Annotated in this window: 20 protein-coding genes; 7 read left to right on the top strand and 13 right to left on the bottom strand. The window is 67.8% G+C overall.

Features of this window, described 5'->3' with window-relative positions; genetic code table 11:
* Nucleotides 1-76 precede the first annotated feature (76 nt).
* Nucleotides 77-430, bottom strand: coding sequence for a preprotein translocase subunit YajC (yajC, locus tag G6N67_RS29290; RefSeq protein WP_036441157.1), 354 nt, complete (start codon nt 428-430; stop codon nt 77-79).
* Between the two features lie 266 nt (nt 431-696).
* Here yajC and gabT point away from each other — a divergent pair, with 266 nt between their 5' ends.
* Nucleotides 697-2,037, top strand: coding sequence for a 4-aminobutyrate--2-oxoglutarate transaminase (gene gabT, locus G6N67_RS29285; protein ID WP_036442187.1), 1,341 nt, complete (start codon nt 697-699; stop codon nt 2,035-2,037).
* Here the strand turns inward: gabT and G6N67_RS29280 are convergent.
* On the bottom strand, nt 2,034-2,633 hold the full coding sequence (locus tag G6N67_RS29280) for a hypothetical protein (RefSeq protein ID WP_036441156.1): 600 nt from the start codon (nt 2,631-2,633) through the stop codon (nt 2,034-2,036). The genes gabT and G6N67_RS29280 overlap by 4 nt on opposite strands.
* A gap of 366 nt (nt 2,634-2,999) precedes the next feature.
* Between G6N67_RS29280 and car (G6N67_RS29275) the strand changes: the two genes are divergently transcribed.
* The 3 genes from car (G6N67_RS29275) to G6N67_RS29265 all read left to right on the top strand — a co-directional run bounded on the left by car (G6N67_RS29275) (nt 3,000) and on the right by G6N67_RS29265 (nt 11,552).
* Nucleotides 3,000-6,512, top strand: a complete 3,513-nt coding sequence (gene car, locus G6N67_RS29275) for a carboxylic acid reductase (protein WP_036441155.1) — start codon at nt 3,000-3,002, stop codon at nt 6,510-6,512.
* 174 nt (nt 6,513-6,686) lie between these two features.
* Nucleotides 6,687-10,163 carry a carboxylic acid reductase gene (gene car, locus G6N67_RS29270; RefSeq protein WP_036441153.1) on the top strand — a complete coding sequence of 1,159 codons (3,477 nt, stop codon included), beginning with the start codon at nt 6,687-6,689 and terminating at the stop codon, nt 10,161-10,163.
* A 111-nt stretch (nt 10,164-10,274) separates the two neighbouring features.
* Complete coding sequence (locus tag G6N67_RS29265; protein ID WP_036441142.1) at nt 10,275-11,552, top strand: HNH endonuclease; 1,278 nt, start codon at nt 10,275-10,277, stop codon at nt 11,550-11,552.
* Here the strand turns inward: G6N67_RS29265 and G6N67_RS29260 are convergent.
* The 5 genes from G6N67_RS29260 to G6N67_RS29240 are packed head-to-tail and all read right to left on the bottom strand — an operon-like array spanning nt 11,549 to nt 14,774.
* Nucleotides 11,549-11,935 (bottom strand): DUF1304 domain-containing protein, encoded by a 387-nt coding sequence (locus G6N67_RS29260; RefSeq protein WP_036441141.1) that lies wholly within the window; start codon nt 11,933-11,935, stop codon nt 11,549-11,551. The two genes, G6N67_RS29265 and G6N67_RS29260, sit on opposite strands and share 4 nt — an antisense overlap.
* A 5-nt stretch (nt 11,936-11,940) precedes the next feature.
* Entirely contained in the window at nt 11,941-12,999 is a 1,059-nt protein-coding gene (gene ruvB / locus G6N67_RS29255) for a Holliday junction branch migration DNA helicase RuvB (RefSeq protein ID WP_036441138.1), read from the bottom strand.
* Nucleotides 13,000-13,001: 2 nt separating this feature from the next.
* Nucleotides 13,002-13,589 carry a Holliday junction branch migration protein RuvA gene (ruvA, locus tag G6N67_RS29250; protein ID WP_036441137.1) on the bottom strand — a complete coding sequence of 196 codons (588 nt, stop codon included), beginning with the start codon at nt 13,587-13,589 and terminating at the stop codon, nt 13,002-13,004.
* On the bottom strand, nt 13,586-14,143 hold the full coding sequence (gene ruvC, locus G6N67_RS29245; RefSeq protein ID WP_073912113.1) for a crossover junction endodeoxyribonuclease RuvC: 558 nt from the start codon (nt 14,141-14,143) through the stop codon (nt 13,586-13,588). Before ruvC ends, ruvA begins: the two co-directional genes overlap by 4 nt.
* A 34-nt stretch (nt 14,144-14,177) precedes the next feature.
* On the bottom strand, nt 14,178-14,774 hold the full coding sequence (locus G6N67_RS29240; RefSeq protein WP_081812820.1) for a TetR/AcrR family transcriptional regulator: 597 nt from the start codon (nt 14,772-14,774) through the stop codon (nt 14,178-14,180).
* Nucleotides 14,775-14,840: 66 nt separating this feature from the next.
* Between G6N67_RS29240 and G6N67_RS29235 the strand changes: the two genes are divergently transcribed.
* Both G6N67_RS29235 and G6N67_RS29230 read left to right on the top strand, forming a co-directional pair.
* A complete protein-coding gene (locus tag G6N67_RS29235) occupies nt 14,841-15,677 on the top strand; it encodes an alpha/beta fold hydrolase (protein ID WP_036441134.1) in 837 nt (278 codons plus the stop codon).
* A gap of 10 nt (nt 15,678-15,687) precedes the next feature.
* Nucleotides 15,688-16,347: an SDR family oxidoreductase gene (locus G6N67_RS29230; protein WP_036441132.1), complete on the top strand. Its 660-nt coding sequence runs from the start codon at nt 15,688-15,690 to the stop codon at nt 16,345-16,347.
* Here G6N67_RS29230 and G6N67_RS29225 read toward each other — a convergent pair.
* Nucleotides 16,301-16,714: a hypothetical protein gene (locus G6N67_RS29225; RefSeq protein WP_036441130.1), complete on the bottom strand. Its 414-nt coding sequence runs from the start codon at nt 16,712-16,714 to the stop codon at nt 16,301-16,303. The genes G6N67_RS29230 and G6N67_RS29225 overlap by 47 nt on opposite strands.
* On the bottom strand, nt 16,714-17,469 hold the full coding sequence (locus G6N67_RS29220; RefSeq protein ID WP_036441128.1) for a YebC/PmpR family DNA-binding transcriptional regulator: 756 nt from the start codon (nt 17,467-17,469) through the stop codon (nt 16,714-16,716). The genes G6N67_RS29225 and G6N67_RS29220 overlap by 1 nt, the downstream gene beginning before the upstream one ends.
* A 105-nt stretch (nt 17,470-17,574) precedes the next feature.
* Between G6N67_RS29220 and G6N67_RS29215 the strand changes: the two genes are divergently transcribed.
* Nucleotides 17,575-18,264 (top strand): hypothetical protein, encoded by a 690-nt coding sequence (locus G6N67_RS29215; RefSeq protein ID WP_110798689.1) that lies wholly within the window; start codon nt 17,575-17,577, stop codon nt 18,262-18,264.
* On the opposite strand, the gene G6N67_RS29210 is transcribed toward G6N67_RS29215, so the two are convergent.
* The 4 genes from G6N67_RS29210 to pdxS all read right to left on the bottom strand — a co-directional run bounded on the left by G6N67_RS29210 (nt 18,240) and on the right by pdxS (nt 22,503).
* Complete coding sequence (locus tag G6N67_RS29210) at nt 18,240-20,063, bottom strand: ArnT family glycosyltransferase (RefSeq protein ID WP_036441126.1); 1,824 nt, start codon at nt 20,061-20,063, stop codon at nt 18,240-18,242. The genes G6N67_RS29215 and G6N67_RS29210 overlap by 25 nt on opposite strands.
* Before the next feature lie 68 nt (nt 20,064-20,131).
* Nucleotides 20,132-20,713: a pyridoxal 5'-phosphate synthase glutaminase subunit PdxT gene (gene pdxT, locus G6N67_RS29205; RefSeq protein ID WP_036441123.1), complete on the bottom strand. Its 582-nt coding sequence runs from the start codon at nt 20,711-20,713 to the stop codon at nt 20,132-20,134.
* Nucleotides 20,710-21,558 carry an acyl-CoA thioesterase II gene (tesB, locus tag G6N67_RS29200; RefSeq protein ID WP_036441120.1) on the bottom strand — a complete coding sequence of 283 codons (849 nt, stop codon included), beginning with the start codon at nt 21,556-21,558 and terminating at the stop codon, nt 20,710-20,712. Before tesB ends, pdxT begins: the two co-directional genes overlap by 4 nt.
* A gap of 33 nt (nt 21,559-21,591) precedes the next feature.
* Complete coding sequence (gene pdxS, locus G6N67_RS29195; RefSeq protein ID WP_036441117.1) at nt 21,592-22,503, bottom strand: pyridoxal 5'-phosphate synthase lyase subunit PdxS; 912 nt, start codon at nt 22,501-22,503, stop codon at nt 21,592-21,594.
* Between the last annotated feature and the right edge of the window lie 15 nt (nt 22,504-22,518).

Here is a 22,518-nt window from a genome sequence, read left to right as displayed (position 1 = left end):
GGTCTCCTCGAGATCAGTTCGTCAGCACCGCAAAGGGTACGTGCTTGTCCTTGGTAATCAGCTGAGTGATCGGCCGTCAGTCTTTCTTGAGGCCCTCGGAATCGGTGATTCCGGTGCTCTCGGTCAGCTCGGTGGCCGTCGTCGACGGCGTGTCGTCATCGGTGTCGTCGGTGTCGGCCTCGATGCGGTCCCGCACGGCCAGCTTCATCCAGGTGGTGACGACGCCCGGAGCGATCTCCAGGTCGATGTTGTCGTCGGTGATGCCCGTGATGGTGCCCTGCAGGCCCGAGGTGGTGTGGATCCGGTCGCCGATCTGCAGCGAGTTGTGCAGGTCAATGGTGGCCTGCATGGCCTTCCGCTGCCGGCGGGACGCGAAGAACATGAACGCGCCCATGATGATCAGTAGGGGCAGGAAGATGACCAAGTCCATGGCAGCAGCTGTCTTTCGTATCGAGTCGTGTCGTCGCGCCATCCAGACCGAACAGGCCATCGGCGCCGCGTAGGTACCCCCAGTCTGCCATTGCGGCAGCCTGCGGCCGAGGGCCCGGTCACCCAACGCAGCAGTTAGCGGGGCTAAATTTGGCGCTGAGCGGGCGTCGGGCCGACGCTGCCAAAACCGAATCCCGGTCCGGACGGGGCGACTACGCTCGGTGCTGCGTTCATCTGTGCACCCACGTCCGTTCCCAGGAGTCAGTGTTGAGTCACCCCGAGCAGAGCCGTCATCTCGCGACCGTCATCCCTGGCCCGAAGTCCGCGGCCCTGATCGAGCGGAAATCGGCGGCCGTGGCCCGTGGCGTCGGAACCACCATGCCGGTGTACGCCGCGAAAGCCGGCGGCGGAATCGTCGAGGATGTCGACGGCAACCGCTTGATCGACCTCGGCTCGGGCATTGCCGTCACGACCATCGGCAACTCGTCGCCGCGCGTCGTCGACGCGGTCCGCACCCAGGTCGGCGAATTCACGCACACGTGCTTCATGGTGACGCCGTACGAGGGGTACGTCGCGGTCTGCGAACAGCTCAACCGCCTGACGCCGGTTGCCGGCGAGAAGCGGTCGGCACTCTTCAACTCCGGCTCCGAGGCCGTCGAGAACGCGATCAAGATCGCCCGCTCGTATACCCACAAACCCGCTGTCGTGGCGTTCGACCACGCCTACCACGGCCGCACCAACCTGACCATGGCCCTGACCGCCAAGGTCATGCCGTACAAGCACGGCTTCGGCCCGTTCGCCCCCGAGATCTACCGCGCTCCCCTGTCCTATCCGTTCCGCGACGCCGAGTTCGGTAAGGAAATGGCCACCGACGGCGAACTGGCCGCCAAGCGCGCCATCAATGTGATCGACAAGCAGATCGGCGCCGACAATCTGGCCGCGGTCATCATCGAACCGATCCAGGGCGAAGGCGGGTTCATCGTCCCGGCCGACGGATTCCTGCCCGCATTGCTGGAGTGGTGCCGCGCGAACGACGTGGTGTTCATCGCCGACGAGGTGCAGACCGGTTTCGCTCGCACCGGCGCGATGTTCGCGTGTGAACACGAGGGCATAGACCCCGATCTGATCGTCACCGCGAAGGGCATCGCCGACGGCCTGCCGCTCTCGGCGGTCACGGGCCGCGCCGAGATCATGGACTCACCGCACGTGTCTGGCCTCGGCGGCACCTACGGCGGCAATCCGCTGTCGTGCGCCTCGGCCCTGGCCACCATCGAAACCATCGAGGCCGACGGCCTGGTGGCCCGCGCCCAGCAGATCGAGCACATCATGAAGGACCGGCTGGGCCGATTGCAGGCCGAGGACGACCGGATCGGCGACGTCCGCGGTCGCGGCGCGATGATCGCGATGGAGCTCGTGAAACCGGGCACCACCGATCCGGACGCCGACCTGACGAAGGCCCTGTGCGCAGGAGCGCACGCTGCCGGGGTGATCGTGCTGTCGTGCGGCACCTACGGCAACGTGCTGCGCTTCCTGCCTCCGCTGGCCATCACCGACGAGCTGCTCATCGAGGGGCTCGACGTGCTGGAGCTGATCCTGCGGGATCTCTAGTGCGCCGGGGTGTGGCGACGGCCGAACAGGCCGCCCCACCCTCTATGCCGGGCAGGAACCGGTTCGGTGACCGCGGGCTCGGCGACCGGCGCCGGCGGCGGTGCGACCTGGGCGAACTCCATGTCGCGCACGCTGCGCACCGACAAACGGCCCAGCGCGATCGCCGCCAGCAGCACGATGAGGGCGCCGAGGCCCGAGAAGTAGACGAGTTCGATCGCGACCCGCTTGGCGTCGGTGACGGCGATCGGCACGCCCGGGTCACCGATCGTGAGCGTCCCGGCCACGGCCCTGCCGACCACGAACCAGGCCCCGCCCACCACGGCGAGCCAGCCACCCAGCATCGCGGTGGCGCGGTTGCCTGAGCCGATCAACAACAACCCGCCGAGCACGGTCGCGGCGCCCGGCAGCACTTCCAGCCAGCCGCGCGCGTCTGTCCACACCCACGGCTGGTCCGGGGTGATCGCGAAGTCGAGGTACGGCCCGATGAACGGGACCAGCGCACCCCATGCCCCCAGCAGTACCAGCAGAATCCCACTGGCCGCGCCGCGGCTGCGCCGCATCCGCAGTCGACCACCTCGGGTATCGAATTCGGACATGCTGCCTCCTTTGTCGGTGCACTGGGTACCCAGTTGGGTCTCCGGGTAACCGAGCGGCCGCTCGTAGGCTGAACCGATGCGCCTTGATCACAGCGCTGTGCGCGATGTACCGCAGTCGAGGTTCTGGCCGGGGCGCACACCCCCGAACGCGGCGATCCCCGCCATTCGGTGAGCGAGCCGAATGCGACGCGAATCACATTGCACTACAGCCGCTTTGCGAGGCTTGCGGGGTTTCCGCGCGATTCACAGGACATTGACAGCCCCACGGCGGGAAAACGGGAAATAAGTTTAGTTTTACTAACGTAGTACCGCTTTGGGCGCAGCGTCGCGCCACTGATTGCTTAGCTATCTCCAAGGGGAACGTCTATGTCGACCGAAACGCGCGAAGAGCGGCTTGCGCGCCGCATCACGGAACTGTCCGCCACCGACCCGCAGTTCGCCGCCGCCATACCCGACGAGGCCGTGACCGCCGCGGTCGACGAACCCGGACTGCCGCTGCCGCAGATCGTCCAGACCGTTCTGCAGGGCTATTCCGATCGGCCCGCGCTCGGTGAGCGTGCCGTCGAGTTCGTCGCCGACCCCGCGACCGGCAGGACCATGGCGCGGCTGCTGCCCCGTTTCGACACCATCACGTACGGCCAGCTGTGGGATCGGGTGCGCGCCACCGCCGCCGCGTGGCACGAAGCCGGCGTGACGGCAGGCGACCGCGTGGCCATCCTCGGCTTCACCAGCGCCGACTACACCGCGCTCGACACCGCGCTCGGCCAGCTCGGCGCCGTCTCCGTGCCCCTGCAGACCAGCTCGTCGCCTGCCGCGCTGGCCCCGATCGTGGTCGAGACCCAGCCCCGGGTCATCGCCGCGAGCGTCGACCATCTGCCCGACGCCGTCGAACTCGCGCTCACCGCGCATGCCCCGGCCCAGCTGGTGGTGTTCGACCACCACCCCGAGGTCGACGACCATCGCGATGCCCTGGTCGCGGCTCGCGAGCGATTGGACGCCGCGGGCCTGGTTGTACCGCTCGTCACACTGGCCGAACTCGTCGAGCAGGGCCGCGAACTGCCGCAGGCGCCCGCGCCGCAGGTCGACGAGTCCGACCCGCTGGCTTTGCTGATCTACACGTCCGGCAGCACCGGCGCCCCCAAGGGGGCGATGTATCAGCAGAGCGCGGTCGCCAAGTTCTGGCGCCGCAACAGCAAAGCCTGGTTCGGCCCGACGGCCGCGTCGATCAATCTCAGCTTCATGCCGATGAGCCATGTGATGGGCCGCGGCATCCTCTATGCCTCGCTCGCCGCGGGCGGCACCGCATACTTCGCCGCCCGCAGCGACCTGTCAACGCTCCTGGAGGATCTCGCGCTGGCCCGGCCGACCGAGCTCAACTTCGTTCCGCGCGTGTGGGAAATGATCTACGGCGAGTTCCAGAGCCGGGTGGACCGCCAGGCCGCCGACGGCGCGGCCGACCGCGCCGACGTCGAGGCCGCGGTGATCGCCGACGTCCGCGATCACCTCCTCGGCGGGCGGTACATCTCGGCGATGACCGGCTCCGCACCGATCTCCGCCGAGCTCAAGGCGTGGGTGGAGCAATCGCTCGACATCCACCTGCTCGAGGGCTACGGATCCACCGAGGCCGGCATGGTGTTGTTCGACGACCAGATCCAGCGCCCGCCGGTGATCGACTACAAGCTGGTCGATGTTCCCGACCTCGGCTACTTCGGCACCGACAAGCCGCACCCGCGGGGCGAGTTGCTGGTCAAGACCGACAACATGTTCCCGGGTTACTACAAGCGCCCCGAAGTCACCGCCGGGGTGTTCGACGAGGACGGCTTCTACAAGACCGGGGACATCGTCGCCGAAGTGGCGCCCGATCACCTGAAGTACGTCGACCGCCGCAACAACGTGCTCAAACTCGCTCAGGGCGAGTTCGTCACGGTCGCCAAACTTGAGGCGGTGTTCGGCAACAGCCCGCTGGTGCGCCAGATCTACATCTACGGCAACAGCGCCCGGCCTTACCTGCTGGCCGTGGTCGTCCCCACCGAGGACGCCCTCGACCGCCACGAACCGTCCGAGCTCAAGGCCTTGATCGCCGAGTCACTGCAAGACGTGGCCAAGGCGGCCGACCTGCAGTCGTACGAGATCCCGCGGGACTTCCTGGTGGAGACAACGCCTTTCACGCTCGAGAACGGCTTGCTGACCGGGATCCGCAAACTGGCCTGGCCGAAGCTCAAGGCGCACTACGGCGATCGCCTCGAACAGCTCTACGCCGAGCTCGCCGACGTCCAGGCCAACGAACTGCGGGCGCTGCGCGCCAACGGCGCCGACGCACCGGTGCTCGAGACCGTGAGCCGCGCCGCGGGCGCACTGCTCGGCGCGTCGGCGGGCGACGTGCAGCCCGACGCACACTTCACCGATCTGGGCGGAGATTCGTTGTCGGCGTTAACGTTCGGCAATCTGTTGCAGGAGATCTTCGACGTCGAGGTGCCCGTGGGCGTCATCGTGAGCCCGGCCAACGACCTGGCGGCCATCGCCGCACACATCGAGTCGGCCCGACACGGGTCGAAGCGGCCGACGTTCGCGTCGGTACACGGCCGGCACGCCGCCGAGGTCAGTGCGGCCGATCTGACCCTCGACAAGTTCATCGACGCCGAAACCCTGGCCGCCGCACCGTCGTTGCCCAAGGCCGGCTCCGAGGTTCGCACGGTTCTGCTGACGGGCGCCACCGGATTCCTGGGGCGGTATCTGGCTCTGGAGTGGCTGGAGCGCATGGATCTCGTCGACGGCAAGGTGATCACGCTCGTGCGCGCCAAGTCGGACGCCGATGCGCGGGCCCGGCTCGACGCCACGTTCGACAGTGGTGACCCGAAACTGCTTGCGCACTATCGGGAACTGGCCGCCGACCACCTCGAAGTGCTCGCGGGCGACAAGGGCGAGGCCGACCTGGGCCTGGACCGCGAGACCTGGCAGCGCCTGGCCGACACCGTCGACCTGATCGTCGACCCGGCCGCCCTGGTGAACCACGTGCTGCCCTACGGCGAGCTGTTCGGGCCCAACGCACTCGGCACCGCCGAACTGCTGCGGATAGCGTTGACCACCAAGATCAAGCCTTACACCTACGTGTCGACAATCGGTGTGGGCGACCAGGTTTCGCCGGGCACGTTCGTCGAATCCGGGGACATTCGAGCCATCAGCCCGATTCGCCGCATCGACGACTCGTATGCCAACGGGTACGGCAACAGCAAGTGGGCCGGTGAGGTGCTCCTGCGCGAGGCCAACGATCTCTGCGGGCTCCCCGTCGCGGTGTTCCGCTGCGACATGATCCTGGCCGACACGACGTACTCGGGTCAGCTCAACCTGCCGGACATGTTCACCCGCATGATGTTCAGCCTCGTCGCAAGCGGTATCGCACCGGGTTCGTTCTACCAGCTCGGTGCCGACGGCAAGCGGCAGCGGGCCCACTACGACGGCCTGCCGGTGGAGTTCATCGCCGAGGCGATTTCGACGCTGGGGGCGCAATCGGTCGACAGCTTCGAGACGTACCACGTGATGAACCCGTACGACGACGGCATCGGTATGGACGAGTTCGTCGACTGGCTCGTCGAGGCCGGCTATCCGATCCAGCGCATCGCCGACTATCGCGAGTGGGTGCAGCGCTTCGAGAGCACTCTGCGAGCCCTGCCCGACCGGCAACGCCAGGCCTCACTGCTGCCGCTGCTGCACAACTACCAGCAGCCCGCGGTCCCGCTCAACGGCGCGATGGCACCGACCGACGTGTTCCGCGCGGCGGTGCAGGAAGCCAAGATCGGCCCCGACAAAGACATCCCGCACGTCACGCGGGAGGTCATCGTCCAATACATCACCAACCTTGAGCAGCTCGGACTGCTCTGATCGCAACCGAGATGCGGCCACGGCTCCCCCGGAGCCGTGGCCGTTCTCGTTTCGGAAGGCCCAAGTGACGCATATCGCACGCGACCAGGAGAATATATTTAGTTTCACTAACGTAGTATCTAGTAGGCGCGATTGAGCGCCGGAACAAGATTTGATTTGCTCAGGGGACCGATTATGTCGAATGAAACACGCGAAGAGCGCTCCGAACAGCGCCTCGCAGACTTATATGCAACCGATGAAGAGTTCGCCAATGCGCGCCCCAGCCAGGCCGTCAACGAGGCTGTCCTCCAGCCCGGACTCCGCCTGCCCGCAGTGGTCAAGACCGTCCTGACGGGCTACGGCGACCGGCCCGCACTGGGTCAGCGTGCCGTCGAGTTCGTCACCGACCCGGCGACCGGGCGCACCACCGCGCAGTTGCAGCCGCGCTTCGAAACCATCACCCACGGTCAGCTGTGGGAGCGCATCCAGGCCGTCACCAACGCGTGGCACGACAACCCGGTGCACGCCGGTGACCGCGTCGCGATCCTCGGGTTCACGAGCGTCGACTACACCACGATCGATACGGCACTGACCCAGCTCGGCGCGGTTTCGGTGCCGCTGCAGACCAGCGCTCCGGCCGCAGCACTGGAGCCCATCGTGGCCGAGACCGAACCCGTACTCATCGCGTCGAGCATCGACTACCTCGATGACGCCGTGGACCTGGCCCTGAATTCGACCGCAGCGCGGCTTACGGTCTTCGACTACCGTCCCGAGGTCGACGACCAGCGGGAGGCTTTCGAGACCGCGCAGCAGCGCCTCGCCGGACGTGTCGAGGTCGAGAACTTCGCCCACGTGCTCGGCCGTGGCGCCGTCATGCCGAACGTCGAGGGCGTGGTGGCCGACGGGTCAGAAACAGACGGGGATCCGCTTGCCTTGTTGATCTACACGTCGGGCAGCACGGGAGCTCCGAAGGGCGCCATGTACCCCGAGAGCAAGGTCGCCAACATCTGGCGGCCCGCCGCCAACGCCCACTGGGACGAGAGCCAGGGTGTGGTCCCGTCGATCGCGCTGAGCTTCATGCCGATGAGCCACGTGATGGGCCGTGGCATTCTGTACGGCGCGCTGGCCAGCGGCGGCACGGTGAACTTCGCGGCGCGTGCCGACCTCTCGACGTTCCTGGAGGATCTGGCGCTGACGCGCCCCACCCAGCTGAACTTCGTGCCGCGCATCTGGGACATGTTGTTCCAGGAGTACCAGAGCCGCATGACCCACGGCGCCAACGAAGCTGACGTGTTGGAAGACATGCGGCAGAACCTGCTCGGCGGGCGCTACGTGACGGCTCTGACGGGTTCGGCGCCGATCTCCCCCGAACTCAAGGCTTGGGTGGAGAAGCTGCTCGACATGCACCTGCTGGAAGGCTACGGCTCGACAGAGGCCGGCGCGGTGTTCGTCGACGGCAAGATCAGCCGTCCGCCGGTGCTCGAATACAAGCTCGTCGACGTGCCCGAACTGGGCTACCACCTGACCGACGTGCCGCACCCGCGCGGCGAACTGCTGATCCGCTCGGAGCAGCTGTTCCCCGGGTACTACAAGCGTCCCGAGGTCACCGCCGCGATGTTCGACGAGGACGGCTTCTACAAGACCGGTGACATCGTCGCCGAGCTCGGACCCGACCACGTCGCCTACGTCGACCGGCGCAACAACGTGCTCAAGCTGTCGCAGGGCGAGTTCGTCACGGTGTCCAAGCTGGAAGCCGCGTTCAACAACGCGTCTCTCGTGCGCCAGATCTACATCTACGGCAACAGCGCTCGGCCCTATCTGCTGGCCGTGGTCGTGCCCACCGATCCGGATGCGACGAAGGCGGAGATCGCCGAATCGCTCAAGGATGCTGCCCGCGTCGCGGACCTGCAATCCTACGAGATCCCCCGCGATTTCATCATCGAGACAACGCCTTTCACGCTGGAGAACGGGCTGCTGACGGGTATCCGCAAGCTGGCCTGGCCCAAGCTGAAGGAACGCTACGGCGCCGAACTAGAGCAGCTGTACACCGAACTGGCCGAAGGCCAGGCCAACGAACTCCAGGCGCTGCGGACCACGGGCGCGCAAGCCCCCGTGCTGGAAACCGTGAGCCGTGCCGCCACCGCGCTGCTCGGGGCCGCCAGCTCTGACGTCGCGCCCGATGCACACTTCACCGACCTGGGTGGAGACTCGTTGTCGGCGTTGACGTTCGGGAACCTGCTGCAGGAGATCTTCGACGTCGACGTGCCGGTGTCGGTGATCGTCAGCCCGGCATCGGATCTTCGGACCATCGCCGAGCACATCGAGGCGCAGCGGTCCGGCGCCAACCTGCGGCCGACCTATGCTTCGGTGCACGGACGCAACGCCACCGAGGTGCGCGCGGCCGACCTGACCCTCGACAAGTTCATCGATGCCGCGACCCTGGCGGCCGCACCGGACCTGCCGGGCCCGGCCAGCGAGATCCGGACCGTATTGCTCACGGGCGCAACGGGATTCCTGGGCCGCTACCTTGCCCTGGAGTGGCTGGAGCGCATGGATCTGGTGGACGGCAAGGTGATCTGCCTGGTTCGCGCCAAGTCCGACGAGGAAGCCCGGGCGCGGCTAGACAAGACCTTCGACAGTGGTGACCCGAAACTGCTTGCGCACTACCGTGAGCTGGCCGCCGACCACCTCGAAGTGCTCGCGGGCGACAAGGGCGAGGCCGACCTGGGCCTGGACCGCGAGACCTGGCAACGGCTGGCCGACACGGTCGATTTCATCGTCGATCCGGCCGCCCTGGTGAACCACGTGCTGCCCTACAGCGAGCTGTTCGGCCCCAACGCACTCGGCACCGCCGAACTCATCCGCGTCGCGCTCACCACGCGGATCAAGCCGTTCGCCTACGTCTCGACGATCGGCGTCGGGGGCGGAATCGAGCCCGGAAAGTTCGTGGAGTCCGAGGACATTCGAGCTATGAGTCCAGTTCGTCGCGTCGACGACTCGTACGCCAACGGCTACGGCAACAGCAAGTGGGCCGGCGAGGTGCTGCTGCGTGAGGCACATGACCTGGCGGGCCTGCCGGTGACGGTGTTCCGCTGCGACATGATCCTGGCCGACACCACCTATGCCGGACAGCTGAACCTGCCGGACATGTTCACCCGCATGATGTTCAGCCTCGTCGCCACCGGTGTCGCCCCCGGCTCGTTCAACCAGCTCGACGCCGACGGCAAACGGCAGCGGGCCCACTACGACGGTCTGCCCGTCGAGTTCATCGCCGAGGCCATCTCCACCTTGGGCGCCCATGTCCAGGACGGCTTCGAGACGTACCACGTGATGAACCCGCACGACGACGGCATCGGTATGGACGAGTTCGTCGACTGGCTCATCGAGGCGGGCTACCCGATCCAGCGCATCGCCGACTACCACGAGTGGTTGTCCCGCTTCGAGACCACGCTGCGGGCATTGCCCGACAAGCAACGTCAGGCCTCGCTGCTGCCACTGCTGCACAACTACCAGCAGCCCGGCATGCCGGTGAACGGCGCGATGGCACCGACAGACGTGTTCCGCGCGGCGGTGCAGGAAGCCAAGATCGGGCCCGACAAGGACATCCCGCACGTCACGCGGGAGGTCATCGTCAAGTACATCAGCGACCTGGAACTGCTGGGCCTGCTGTAACCGAACTTCCTCACGAGGGAGGAAACCCCTGAGCGGCCGCGGTCCTTACCCAGGACCGCGGCCAATCAGTTTTCCGGCAACGTGTCAGACCGCCGGAGTACCATCGCTCATATGTTCGAACTGGCAGAGTTGTCGCAGGTCAGCGCTGATGCTGACGAGGTGGCGCTGCATCGGCGCATGGAGGAACTGGAACGCGCCAAGTCAGCCGCCGCGGCGGGCCAGGCCCGCTGCGCGGCATTGATGGACGCCAAGCGCCGCGCCGCCGACGCCGCCATAGGTGTGCCCGCCGCCCGGCAGGGGCGCGGCCTCGGCTCCGAGATCGGCTTGGCCCGCCACGACTCGCCCGACCAGGGCCGCGCCCATCTCGCGATGGCCAAAGTGCTGGTGTACGACATGCCTAACACCCTGGCCGCGCTGGAGTGCGGGGCGCTGTCCGAACAGCGCGCGGCCATCATCGTGCGCGAAGCCGCGCACCTCTCGGCCGCCGACCGGCGCCGCTTGGACGTCGAATTGTGCGGGGACCACGGCACTCTCGCCGGGATGGGCGACACCCGCATCCGCGACGAAGCCAAGACCATCTCCTATCGCCTCGACCCCCAAGGGGCCGCCGACCGCGCTGACCAGGCACCGATGGATCGCACCGTCACGCTGCGTCCCGCACCGAACGCCATGGTGCATCTCACGGCGTACTTGCCTGCAGCGGAAGGGATTCAGACCTTCGACGCTCTCCAGCAGAGCGCCGACACATGCACCGACGGCCGAAATCGCGGCCAGGCCATGGCCGACACGCTCGTCGCGAGGGTCACCGGACGCGATCCCATGCGCACACCGGCACCGGTGGCGGTGTCGCTGATCTTGTCCGACCGCACGCTGCTCGGTGCGGATTCCGCTCCGGCGGTGCTGCAAGGCCATGGTCCCGTGCCCGCTTCGGTGGCACGAGAGATGGTGCGCCGTGCGGCCCTCGACGACGAGTCACGCGCGACGCTGCGACGCCTGTACGCGAGGCCGGAGACCGGTGTGCTGGTGGCAATGGAATCCCGGTCCCGACGGTTCCCGAAAGGTCTCGCCCGGTTCATCGCCGCCCGCGACCAAACCTGCCGCACCCCTTACTGCAACGCGCCCATCCGCCACAGCGACCACGTCAGGCCCCATCACCGCGGCGGTCCGACCGCCGCGGGCAACGGGCAAGGGATGTGCGCACATTGCAACCAGGTCAAAGAGACTCCCGGCTGGCAGACCTTCGCCGGCACCGACCACAACGGCCAGCACACCACCATCGTCGTCACCCCGACGGGCGCCACCTACCGATCCACCGCCCCGCCCGCACCCGGCCACCCACGGGTTCTCACTCGCGACGTCCACGTCGTGGTGAACAGACGCGCGGCCTAGACCGTCAGCGCGGCGATCACGAGCACGAGGGCGATCAGCGGGAACACGCCCTGGGTGATCGCGGCGCGCGCCTTGTCGGGCGACGAGAGCAACAGCACTGCTGCCGCGGCAAGCATCGATCCCACCCCGGCGAAGATCAGCGCCACCCCGACAGCGTTGTGGCCCAACGCAACCGCCACAATGCCGGCAGCGGCCACCACCGCGAGGAAGAGGTTGTAGAAGCCCTGGTTGAAGGCCAGCTCCTTGGTCGCCTCAGCCTCTTCGGCACCGATGCCGAACGTGGCGCGCGTGCGCGGCGACGTCCAGGTCAACGATTCCATCGTGAAGATGTAGACGTGCAGGACAGCCGCCAGGGCGGCGAACACCAAACCGGCGATGAGCATGAGGACTATTCAAACAGCCCGGCCTGGCCCAGCCCGGTAACCGGAGGCCGCATGCCCAGGTGCGTCCAGGCCTGCGGCGTGGCGACCCGTCCGCGGGGGGTCCGGGCGATCATGCCGGCGCGCACCAGAAACGGCTCGCAGACCTCTTCGACGGTCGTGGCCTCCTCCCCGACCGCCACCGCCAGTGTCGACACGCCGACCGGCCCGCCGTTGAAGCTGCGGGTCAGCGCCGAGAGCACCGCGCGGTCGAGCCGGTCGAGGCCGAGCTCGTCGACGTCGTACACCTCGAGAGCGGCCTTCGCGATGTCACGTGTGATGACCCCGTCCGCGCGCACCTCGGCGTAGTCGCGGACACGGCGCAACAGCCGGTTGGCGATACGCGGTGTGCCGCGGGACCGCCGGGCGATCTCGGCTCCCGCCTCGGCGCCCAACTCGATGCCCAGAATGCCCGCCGAGCGGGCTAGCACCCGTTCCAGCTCGGCGGGCTCGTAGAAGTCCATGTGTGCGGTGAACCCGAACCGGTCCCGCAGCGGCCCGGTGAGCGCACCTGACCGGGTGGTCGCGCCGACGAGCGTGAACGGCGCCACTTCGAGCGGAATCGACGTGGCGCCAGGGCCTTTCCCGACGACGACGTCGACCCGGAAATCCTCCATCGCCAGGTAGAGCATCTCCTCGGCCGGACGCGCGATGCGGTGGATCTCGTCGATGAACAGCACGTCGTGCTCGACCAGATTGGACAGCATCGCGGCGAGGTCGCCGGCCCGCTCCAGGGCGGGGCCGGACGTGACCCGCAACGACGTGCCCAGCTCTGCCGCGATGATCATCGCCAATGATGTCTTGCCCAGCCCGGGCGGCCCGGACAGCAGGATGTGGTCCGGTGTTCCGCCGCGATTCTTGGCACCCTCGATCACCAGCTGCAGCTGCTCGCGCACCCGCGGCTGACCGATGAACTCACCGAGCGAACGCGGCCGCAGGCTCGCGTCGATATCGCCCTCGCCGACTGTCAGCGCCGGCGACATCTCGCGCTCGTCGGGCTCGTCAGGAGTGTCGTCGAAGCGGCCCATGCCTATTTCTTACCAAGCATCGACAACGCGGCCCGCAGCGCATCCGACGTGGTGGCTTCGGGATCGTTGGCCAGCACCTTGTCGGTGGCCTCTTCGGCCTGTTTGGCCGCAAAGCCAAGGCCGATAAGGGCTTCCACCACCGGGGCCCGCACGGCGTGGCCCGTGAAGCCGGTGGCCGCGCTCGGCGTGACGGGCCCGATCTTGTCGCGCAGTTCCAGCACCATGCGCTCAGCGCCGCGTTTGCCGATGCCGGGCACGCGGGTCAGCGCCGTGACGTCGCCGTCGGCCAGTGCCTGGCGCAGCGCCTGGGCGTCGTACACGGCGAGGGTGGCCAGCGCGATCTTCGGCCCGACGCCGGAAACCCCGAGCAGCGTCAGGAACAGATCCCGCGCCTCGCCGTCGGCGAAGCCGTACAGCGTCATCGAGTCCTCGCGCACAATCATCGCCGTGATCAACCGTGTATCGTCGCCGCGGCGCAATGTCGCGAGCGTCGACGGCGTGGCCATGACTTTGTAGCCGACCCCGGCCGCTTCGATCACGGCGTGATCCAGCGCGATGTCGATGACCTCACCACGTACCGACGCGATCATCCGCGCACCGCCTTCAACCGTGCCTGATACTTGCGCCGCTGCTCGGCCGCCAGCGTCTCGGCAGCGGCCATCCGGGCGATCATCGGCGCTCGCCAACAGTGACAGATGGCGAGCGCCAGTGCATCGGCAGCGTCGGCGGGTGTCGGCTTCTGTTGCAGCGCAAGGATTTTCGTCACCATCGCGGTGACCTGCGCTTTGTCGGCACGACCGTTGCCGGTGACCGCGGCCTTGACCTCGGACGGCGTGTGGAAGTGGACCTCGATGTCGCGCTTGGCGGCCTGCATGGCGATCACCCCACCTGCCTGGGCGGTACCCATCGCGGTGTTGGCGTTGGCGTTGGCGAACACGCGCTCGATCGCGATGACGTCGGGCCGGTGGGTGTCCATCCAGTGCTCCACGCTGTCACTGATGGCGAGCAGGCGCTTCTGCAGCGGCTGGTCGGCGGACGTGCGCACCACGTCGACGTCGAGCGCAATGACCTGCCTGCCGCGACCGCTCTCGATCACCGACAGGCCGCAGCGCGTCAAACCGGGATCGACTCCCATCACCCGCACGCAAACCCCTTCGCCAGAACATCTGTTCGATAGGTTAGCGCGCGACGGCGGCAGGATCCCGCAGGGACACACCCCGGTACGGCCGGCCCAGCGTCCGCCCGGCCACCAGCAGGGGTTCGACGTCACGCAAGGTGCGCGCAAGGATGAACGCCCCCTCCAGCGCCCCGATGATCGCGACCGTCACCTCGCGCGCCAACTCGGCCGGCAAGCCACGCCCTTCGAAGTACGCCGCACCGCCGTCGAGCCAGCTGCTGAAGACCCCAGCCGCGGTCACTCGGAGTTCCTCGACGGTGTCGGCGGTCTCGGCCGCCACGGTCCCGACCGGGCACATGTTGGCGAAGCCCGCCGTCGTCATGTCCTCGGCCGCCTGCGCGAACACGCCCTCGATCGCCTCGCCCAGATCGCGGTAATCGCTCATGAGCGTCGGGAGGAGCAACCCGTAGGCCACCCCGGCGTTCACGAGCGCCTCGCGCGCGATCTGCACCTTGCCACCGCGGAAGTGGTGGTACAGCGAGCCGATCGGGGCGCCCGAGGCCGCGACGATGTCCTTCATCCCGACCGCGGCATAGCCCTTCTGCCGCATGAGCTCGGCCGTGGCGGTCAGGATCGCCTCACGCGTGGACCTTGCCATCCGCACCTCCCGAGGACAGACTAGAGCATACATTCTAGAATCATTGTTCTAATCGAGGGGCCAACCATGAAGCGAGTCGAAGTCGGTGCGGGAACCATCGAGTACGGCGAGGTCGGTGACCCGGCCGGGCCACCCGTCGTGCTGCTGCACGGGTTGCTGTTCAACGACACCCAGTGGGAGCTGGCGCTGCCGCACCTGCCCGCGGGGTTTCGCTATCTGCTGCCGGTCCTGCCGCTGGGCGGACACCGCATCCCGATGCGCTCCGACACCGACCTGACGATGGACGGGATGGTCGGGATCGTCGCGGATTTCCTCGATGCGCTGGAGCTGACCGACGTCACGCTCGTCGTCACCGACTGGGGCGGTCCGCTGTTCCTCACCCACGCCGGGCGCGACAAACGCGTCGCGCGGTTGGTCGTGTGCCCGTCAGAGGCGTTCGACAACTTCCCGCCGGGCTTCCCGGGAAAGGTCACCTGGCTGGCCAGCCGCACCACCGCAACGGTGGCGCTCACCATGCGCCTGCTGCGGATCGGCTGGCTGCGCCGCCAGTGGTTGATGTTCGGGCAGATGGCGAAAAAGCCGGTGCCCCAGCACATTGTCGAGGCCTGGACGGATGCGGGCCTGGCCGACAAGCGGATTCGCCGCGACCTCATCGGCTATTGCCGCACCAAGTTCGACAAGGCCGAGCTCATCGAGGCCACCAATGCCCTTGCGGAGTTCACCGGGCCCGCGCTGGTGTTGTGGACCGACAATCCGGTGATGCCCGCCGAGCACGGCCGACGGCTGGCCGACGTGCTACCGAACGCGCAGTTGCGGCACGTCGACGACGCGTACGTCCTGCTCATGCTCGACCAGCCCGAGCGGACGGCGCGCGAGATCGGTGCGTTTCTGACAAGCGGGTAACGTCGACTCAATGCGCGTTGTCATCGCCGGCGGCCACGGCAAGATCGCCCTCATCCTGGAGCAGTTGCTCGCCGAGCGCGGCGACTCGGCGGTGGGTCTTATCCGCAATCCGGAGCAGGTCGCCGATCTCGAGGCCGCGGGCGCCGAGGCCGTCGTGCTCGATCTGGAACAGGCGTCGGTCGACGAGGTCGCCGCCGCGCTGCGCGGCGCCGACGCAGTGGTGTTCGCCGCGGGCGCAGGGCCGGGCAGCGGCGCCGCCCGCAAACAGACCGTGGACCGCGACGCCGCGATCCTGCTGGCCGACGCGGCCGAGGCCGCCGGCGTCGACCGCTACGTCATGGTTTCGGCGATCTCGGCCGACGACCGGTCCCTCGACGATTCCTACGACGACGTGTTCCGGGCCTATATGCGGGCCAAGTCCGAGGCCGACGCCAATGTGCGGGCCCGCGCCGGGCTGCGCACCACGATCGTGCGTCCCGGCGGGCTCACCGACGAACCGGGGACCGGGAACGTGACCGTCGCGGAGTCGACGGGTCGCGGCACCATCCCCCGCGCCGATGTCGCCCGCGTGTTGCTGGCGGTCCTGCACGAGCCAGAAACCGCCGGCCGTACCTTCGAGCTCATCACGGGTGAGACGCCGATTGACGCGGCGCTTCACCCGCCGCAATGACCGCCTTGAGCTGATCGATCCGGGCACCGGACGCGCCCCAGCCCCGCACGGCCTCTTCCGCGACGATCTTGCGGTCGCGACGCACCACGATGATCCACGGTGTCCCGAACAGCGAGCGCGCCAGCACCCACAGCGGCAGCAGGATCAGCAGCAACAGGAATTCCGCGGCCACCAGCAGCGCCAGAATCAACACCGGGATGAGCAGCACCAGCAACAAGATGTTCATGACGATGCTGAAGATGTCGTCCCCGTCGAAGGACGCGTCGCCCAAATCCCAGTCATCGGGCATTTTTCGGCGCGGACGCCACGGCAGCCAGCGCCGGCGCACGGTCCATTTGGCGCCGTCCGGGTCGAGGACGCTTGCCACTACTCCTCGTCGAGTGCGGCCGCGACGTCGTCCGGAATGTCGATGTTGGTGTAGACGTCCTGGACGTCGTCGCTGTCCTCCAGCGCATCGACGAGCTTGAGCACCTTGCGAGCGCCTTCGAGATCCACGGGCACTGTGACCGAGGGCTGGAAGCTGGCCTCCGCGGAGTCGTAGTCGATGCCCGCGTCCTGCAGCGCGGTTCGCACCGCCACCAGGTCGGTCGGCTCACAGATGATCTCGAACGAGTCGTCGAGGTCGTTGACCTCCTCGGCGCCGGCTTCCAGCACGGCCATCAGCACGTCGTCCTCGGTCAGACCGTTCTTCTCCAGCGTCACCACGCCCTTGCGGGAAAACAGGTAGGAGACCGAGCCCGGGTCGGCCATGTTGCCGCCGTTACGGGTCATCGCAACCCGGACTTCACCCGCGGCGCGGTTGCGGTTGTCGGTCAGGCATTCGATGAGCACCGCGACACCGTTGGGGCCGTAGCCCTCGTACGTGATGTTCTGCCAGTCGGCACCGCCGGCCTCTTCGCCGCCACCACGCTTGCGGGCCCGCTCGATGTTGTCGTTGGGCACCGAGCTCTTCTTGGCCTTCTGGATGGCGTCGTAGAGTGTCGGGTTGCCTGCCGGGTCACCGCCGCCGACGCGGGCCGCAACCTCGATGTTCTTGATCAACTTGGCGAACATCTTGCCGCGCTTGGCATCGATGACGGCCTTCTTGTGCTTGGTGGTGGCCCACTTGGAATGGCCGCTCATGCAGGTACGCCCTCTTTCTGGTGAAACTCCGGCTGTCCAGTTTACGTGGACGGTCGAGGCGCTGTGCGCTGGCTTGGATCGTGCGTGCGGCGCTACGGTACGCGCATGCCGGATCCGTCGCGGCCACCGCGCCGCGGGCTGTGGTGGGCGCTCGGTGCGGTCACGGCGATCGCGGCTGTCATCGGCGGCGCCGTCGTGATCACGTACCTCACCCGCGATCGTGGTCCGCAGGTGATCGTCCTGCGCCCCATCGACATGCAGGGAAACGTTCAGAACGGCTGGCAACAGGCCGCCGACCACAGCACCACCACCCCGATCGACTGCACATTCGGCGCGGCGTCGCCCTATGACGTGGACTCCTCGGTGCGGTCATGCGGCGCGACGGCGGAATCCGGGGATGCGTGCTGGCCCGCGGCGGACAGCAGGCACGTGTTGTGTGTGCGCGACCCGTTCGCCAGGGTCGTCGATCTGCTGCCCGCCGACGGTCTCACCACACCCCGGAAACCGGCGGAGCGCCCCTACCGGCCCTTTGCCTTGATCCTCGACGACGGCACCAGATGCCGGGCCCGCATCGGCGGCGCGTGGGCCAGCCCGGTCGAGCAACCAGACTGGGTCGGCTACTACTGGTGCGGTACCACCGACGCGGTGTGGGCACCGCCGAACGGCGACGGCCGAACATCAGACGGCATCATGAGAAGCCGCGGCGAATGGTCGGTGATGGTGGGCCCGGCCGCCGGGCCGCTGACGAAACACCGGGTGGCGCAGGTCTTCTACGTCGGCGTCGCCAAATCGTAGACCAGGTCGGAGCCCACCTTGGTGGCGGTGAAGTTGGCCTTGACCCAGTCGGTGATCTCGGTGTGGACACTGCGGCCGAAGAAGCCGCCGTGGTCCTTGTCCTTGGGCTCGGGCAGCACGTAGTAGGCGATCTGCCGGTCCGCGACGTAGTTCTGGAACTGCGCGAGAGTCGGCACCGGGTCACTGCCCGTGAACCCGCCGATCGCCATCACCGGTGTGCCGGTGGCCAATTCGAGACCGGCCGCGGCCGACGACCGGTTGACGGCCGCGGACCATCTGGTGGTGGTAGCCCGCAGCATCGTGTCGAGGTCGGGGTTGTCGGTGAACCAGCCGTGGCCGTGCCCGCCGTCCGGCGCACGCGGTCCGGCGCTGGGGCCGCCCCCGGTGTGTGGCTGTCCGAGCGTGGCGACCGTGTACGCGGTCGTGCCGCCGAGGCCGCCGGCCAATGCGACGGCCAGCGCCGCCACCGCGATCCCCCGCCGACCCGCCCGCAGTGCCCACAGCAGCAGCGCGGTGGCCGGGACGGCGACCACGAGCACCGTCCACCGCAGCGGCGGCAACCACGACGCGCTGCGGCCCAGGATCCACCAGCTCCACGCGCCGGTGACGAGAAGCATTGCCGCCAAGCCGAACTGACCGAGCCGTCCGTCGCGTATACGCCACATCTCGGTGACCCCGAGCGCGAACATCGCCGCCACGGCCGGCGCCAGCGACAGGCAGTAGTACGGATGCACCATCGACTTCATGAAGCTCAGCACCAAACCGTCGAGCACCATCCAGGTGCCGAAGAGGATGGCGCCTGCCCGCACGATGTCGGTGCGCGCTGCCTGGCCCCGCGAGATCAGCACGAGCACCACGGCCAGCAACGCGGCGGGCAGCAGCCAGCCGATCTCGAAACCGAACTCGCCCGTGAAGAGCCGCGGCAGCCCCCGGGTCTGATCGCCGCGATCGAAGCCGTAGTCGTTGTGGCCGAGCACCCGGCCGAATCCGTTGTAGCCGAGCACGAGGTTCATGAAGTTGTTGTCGGTCGAGCCGGCCAGGTATGGCCGCGACGAGGCCGGCCAGACGAGCGTGAGCAGCACGAACCAGCCGGCCGACACCACGAACGCCGCGAGCGAGCCCAGCATGTGCAGCACCCGGCGCCGCACCGGGACGGGCGCGGCGGCCAGGTACGCGAGCCCGATCGCGGGCATCACCATGAGGCCTTCCAGCATCTTGGCCAGGAACGCGAAGCCCAGCGCGACACCGGCCAGCGCAAGCCAGCGGGCGCCGGCCCGGTCGAGTGCCCGCACTGTGCAGTACGCGGCGGCCGTCATCAGCAGCACCATCACGGCGTCGGGGTTGTTGAACCGGAACATCAACGCCGCCACGGGCGTCAGCGCCAAAGCCGCACCGGCCAGCAGTGCGGCGTTCGGCCCGCTGATCCACCGCACGGTCGCATACAGCACCCCGACCGAGGCCACCGCCATGAGTGCCTCGGGGACCAGCATGCTGGCGCTGCTGAATCCGAACAGCTGCCCCGAAAGCCCCATCACCCACTGCGACACGGGCGGTTTGTCGACCGTGATGAAGTTGTTGGGATCCAGCGAACCGAACAGCAGCGCCTCCCAGTTCGTCGAGCCGGCCTGCACCGCGGCCGCGTAGAACTGGTTGCCCATGCCGTTGACGGTGATGTGCCACAGGTAGGCCACCGCGGTGGCGACCAGCAGGGCAGGCAGCGCGACACGTTCCCGCGTGATCCGCGCGGGCCGGATGTCCTGCACAGGCTCGGCGGAGGCGTCGTCAAGCGTCGTCGTCACACGACCATTAAGTCGGCACTGGCTATGACCGAGCTATGTGGCCGCCGCAGCTTTGCTGTGATGCGGTGCTACAGGGATTCCACGAACAGCTTGTGAATGCGGCGGTCGCCGGTCATCTCCGGGTGGAACGATGTCGCGATGGTCGAGCCGTGCCGCACCGCCACGATGTGGTCGGCCGCGCGGGCCAGTACCTGCACGTCGGGTCCGACCCGTTCGACCCAGGGCGCCCGGATGAACACCGCGTGCACCGGGGTGTCGAGGCCCTCGAAGTCGATGTCGCCCTCGAACGAATCCACTTGGCGACCGAAAGCGTTGCGGCGCACCGTCATATCGATGCCGGCGAGCGGCAGGGCGGCGCGCCCGGGGACGCCCGCGTCGGCGATCTCGGTGGCCAGCAGGATCATCCCCGCGCATGATCCGTAGCACGGCAGGCCGTCGGCGATACGGGCCCGCAGCGGTTCGAGCATGTCGAACTCCCGCAGCAGGTGGCTCATCGCGGTGGATTCGCCGCCCGGGATCACCAGCGCGTCGACGGCCTCGAGCTCGGACAGCCTGCGGACGGTCGACGCCTCGGCCCCGGCCTCACGCAGGGCAGCCAGATGCTCACGGGTGTCGCCCTGCAGGGCGAGCACCCCGACGTGGGGACTCACGAGCCCTCTGGCGGAGTGAAGTTCCGCTGGTAGCGGGTCAACCCCTCCTGCATTACGGCCGCCACCATCTCGCCGTACCGATTGAAGATCTTGCCCTGGGTCAGCGACCGGCCGCCGCACGCCGACGGTGAGGACTGGTCGTAGAGCAGCCATTCGTCGGCCCGGAACGGCCGCATGAACCACATCGCGTGATCCAGCGACGCCACCATCAGGTGCTTGCGCACATCCAGGTGGTTGACCTGGGCCGAGCCGAGCAGCGTGAGGTCGCTCATGTAGGCCAGCGCGCAGATGTGCAGCACGTGGTCGTCGGGCAGGGGGTCACGATGCCGGAACCACACCTGCTGCTGGGAGGCCTTGCCGGGCAGCTTGTTGACCTGGTCGCGCGGCACGATCCGCACGTCCCACTCGGCGAACTGGGCGAACCCCGCATCGTCGAACGCTCCCCCGGACCGAAATCCGGGCAGGTCGTCGGGCCCCGGCGCCTCGGGCATCGCGTCCTGATGTTCGATGCCGGTCTGGTCGGTCTGGAACGACGCCGACATCGTGAAGATCGTCTCGCCGTGCTGGATGGCGCTGACGCGACGAGTACAGAACGAGCCGCCGTCACGGATGCGTTCCACGAGGTACACCGACGGCGCGCGGGCGTCGCCCGGCCGCAGGAAGTACCCGTGCAGCGAGTGCACCTGGAAGTGCGGATCGACCGTGCGCACGGCCGAAACCAGGGACTGGCCCGCTACGTGACCGCCGAACGTGCGCTGCAGGAAACCCGATTCCGGGCTGAACACGCCACCGCGATAGATGTTGACCTCGAGCTGTTCCAGATCAAGGATCTCTTCAATCGCCATGCAATCAACTTTGTTCTTCGCGCAAACGGCTCATCACCAGCCGCGCTCGGCGAGCCGATGCGGCTGGGCGATCTCCTCGACGTTGATGCCGACCATGGCTTCGCCGAGGCCGCGGGACACCTTGGCCAGCACGTCGGCGTCGTCGTAGAACGTGGTGGCCTTGACGATCGCCGCGGCCCGCTCGGCCGGGTTGCCCGACTTGAAGATCCCGGATCCGACGAACACGCCCTCGGCGCCGAGCTGCATCATCATCGCCGCGTCGGCGGGCGTCGCGATACCACCGGCGGTGAACAGCGTGACGGGCAGCTTTCCGGCCCGCGCCACCTCCACCACCAGGTCATACGGGGCCTGCAGTTCCTTGGCCGCCACGTAGAGCTCGTCCTCGCTCATCGAGGTCAACCGGCGGATCTCGCCACCGATCTTGCGCATGTGGGTGGTCGCATTGGAGACGTCGCCGGTGCCGGCCTCACCCTTGGAACGGATCATCGCCGCGCCTTCGGTGATCCGGCGCAGCGCCTCCCCCAGGTTGGTCGCGCCGCACACGAACGGCACCGTGAAGCGCCACTTGTCGATGTGGTTGGTGTAGTCGGCCGGGGTCAGCACCTCCGACTCGTCGATGTAGTCCACGCCCAGGCTCTGCAGGATCTGCGCCTCGACGAAATGCCCGATTCGGGCCTTGGCCATCACCGGGATGGTCACCGCATCGATGATGCCCTCGATCATGTCGGGATCGCTCATGCGCGACACCCCGCCCTGGGCGCGGATGTCGGCAGGAACCCGCTCCAGGGCCATCACCGCCACCGCACCCGCCCCTTCGGCGATGCGGGCCTGCTCAGGCGTGACCACGTCCATGATCACGCCGCCCTTGAGCATCTCAGCCATCCCGCGCTTCACGCGCGCGGTACCGGTCTGGTTGCTTGAACCGTTCTGCGCCGCGGTTTCCACTGCTATCTCCTCCAA

This window comes from Mycolicibacterium mageritense, assembly GCF_010727475.1.
GTDB lineage: Bacteria > Actinomycetota > Actinomycetes > Mycobacteriales > Mycobacteriaceae > Mycobacterium > Mycobacterium mageritense.
Note: the sequence above shows the minus strand (reverse complement) of the source record. Positions and strands in the feature narration are given on the sequence as shown.

Bases quoted from the DNA above. Each gene is read 5' to 3' on its own strand.
- yajC (WP_036441157.1), bottom strand. From the start codon at position 430: ATGGACTTGGTCATCTTCCTGCCCCTACTGATCATCATGGGCGCGTTC.
- G6N67_RS29280 (WP_036441156.1), bottom strand. From the start codon at position 2,633: ATGTCCGAATTCGATACCCGAGGTGGTCGACTGCGGATGCGGCGCAGC.
- car (WP_036441155.1), top strand. From the start codon at position 3,000: ATGTCGACCGAAACGCGCGAAGAGCGGCTTGCGCGCCGCATCACGGAA.
- car (WP_036441153.1), top strand. From the start codon at position 6,687: ATGTCGAATGAAACACGCGAAGAGCGCTCCGAACAGCGCCTCGCAGAC.
- G6N67_RS29265 (WP_036441142.1), top strand. From the start codon at position 10,275: ATGTTCGAACTGGCAGAGTTGTCGCAGGTCAGCGCTGATGCTGACGAG.
- G6N67_RS29260 (WP_036441141.1), bottom strand. From the start codon at position 11,935: ATGCTCATCGCCGGTTTGGTGTTCGCCGCCCTGGCGGCTGTCCTGCAC.
- ruvB (WP_036441138.1), bottom strand. From the start codon at position 12,999: ATGGGCCGCTTCGACGACACTCCTGACGAGCCCGACGAGCGCGAGATG.
- ruvA (WP_036441137.1), bottom strand. From the start codon at position 13,589: ATGATCGCGTCGGTACGTGGTGAGGTCATCGACATCGCGCTGGATCAC.
- G6N67_RS29240 (WP_081812820.1), bottom strand. From the start codon at position 14,774: ATGGCAAGGTCCACGCGTGAGGCGATCCTGACCGCCACGGCCGAGCTC.
- G6N67_RS29235 (WP_036441134.1), top strand. From the start codon at position 14,841: ATGAAGCGAGTCGAAGTCGGTGCGGGAACCATCGAGTACGGCGAGGTC.
- G6N67_RS29230 (WP_036441132.1), top strand. From the start codon at position 15,688: ATGCGCGTTGTCATCGCCGGCGGCCACGGCAAGATCGCCCTCATCCTG.
- G6N67_RS29220 (WP_036441128.1), bottom strand. From the start codon at position 17,469: ATGAGCGGCCATTCCAAGTGGGCCACCACCAAGCACAAGAAGGCCGTC.
- G6N67_RS29215 (WP_110798689.1), top strand. From the start codon at position 17,575: ATGCCGGATCCGTCGCGGCCACCGCGCCGCGGGCTGTGGTGGGCGCTC.
- tesB (WP_036441120.1), bottom strand. From the start codon at position 21,558: ATGGCGATTGAAGAGATCCTTGATCTGGAACAGCTCGAGGTCAACATC.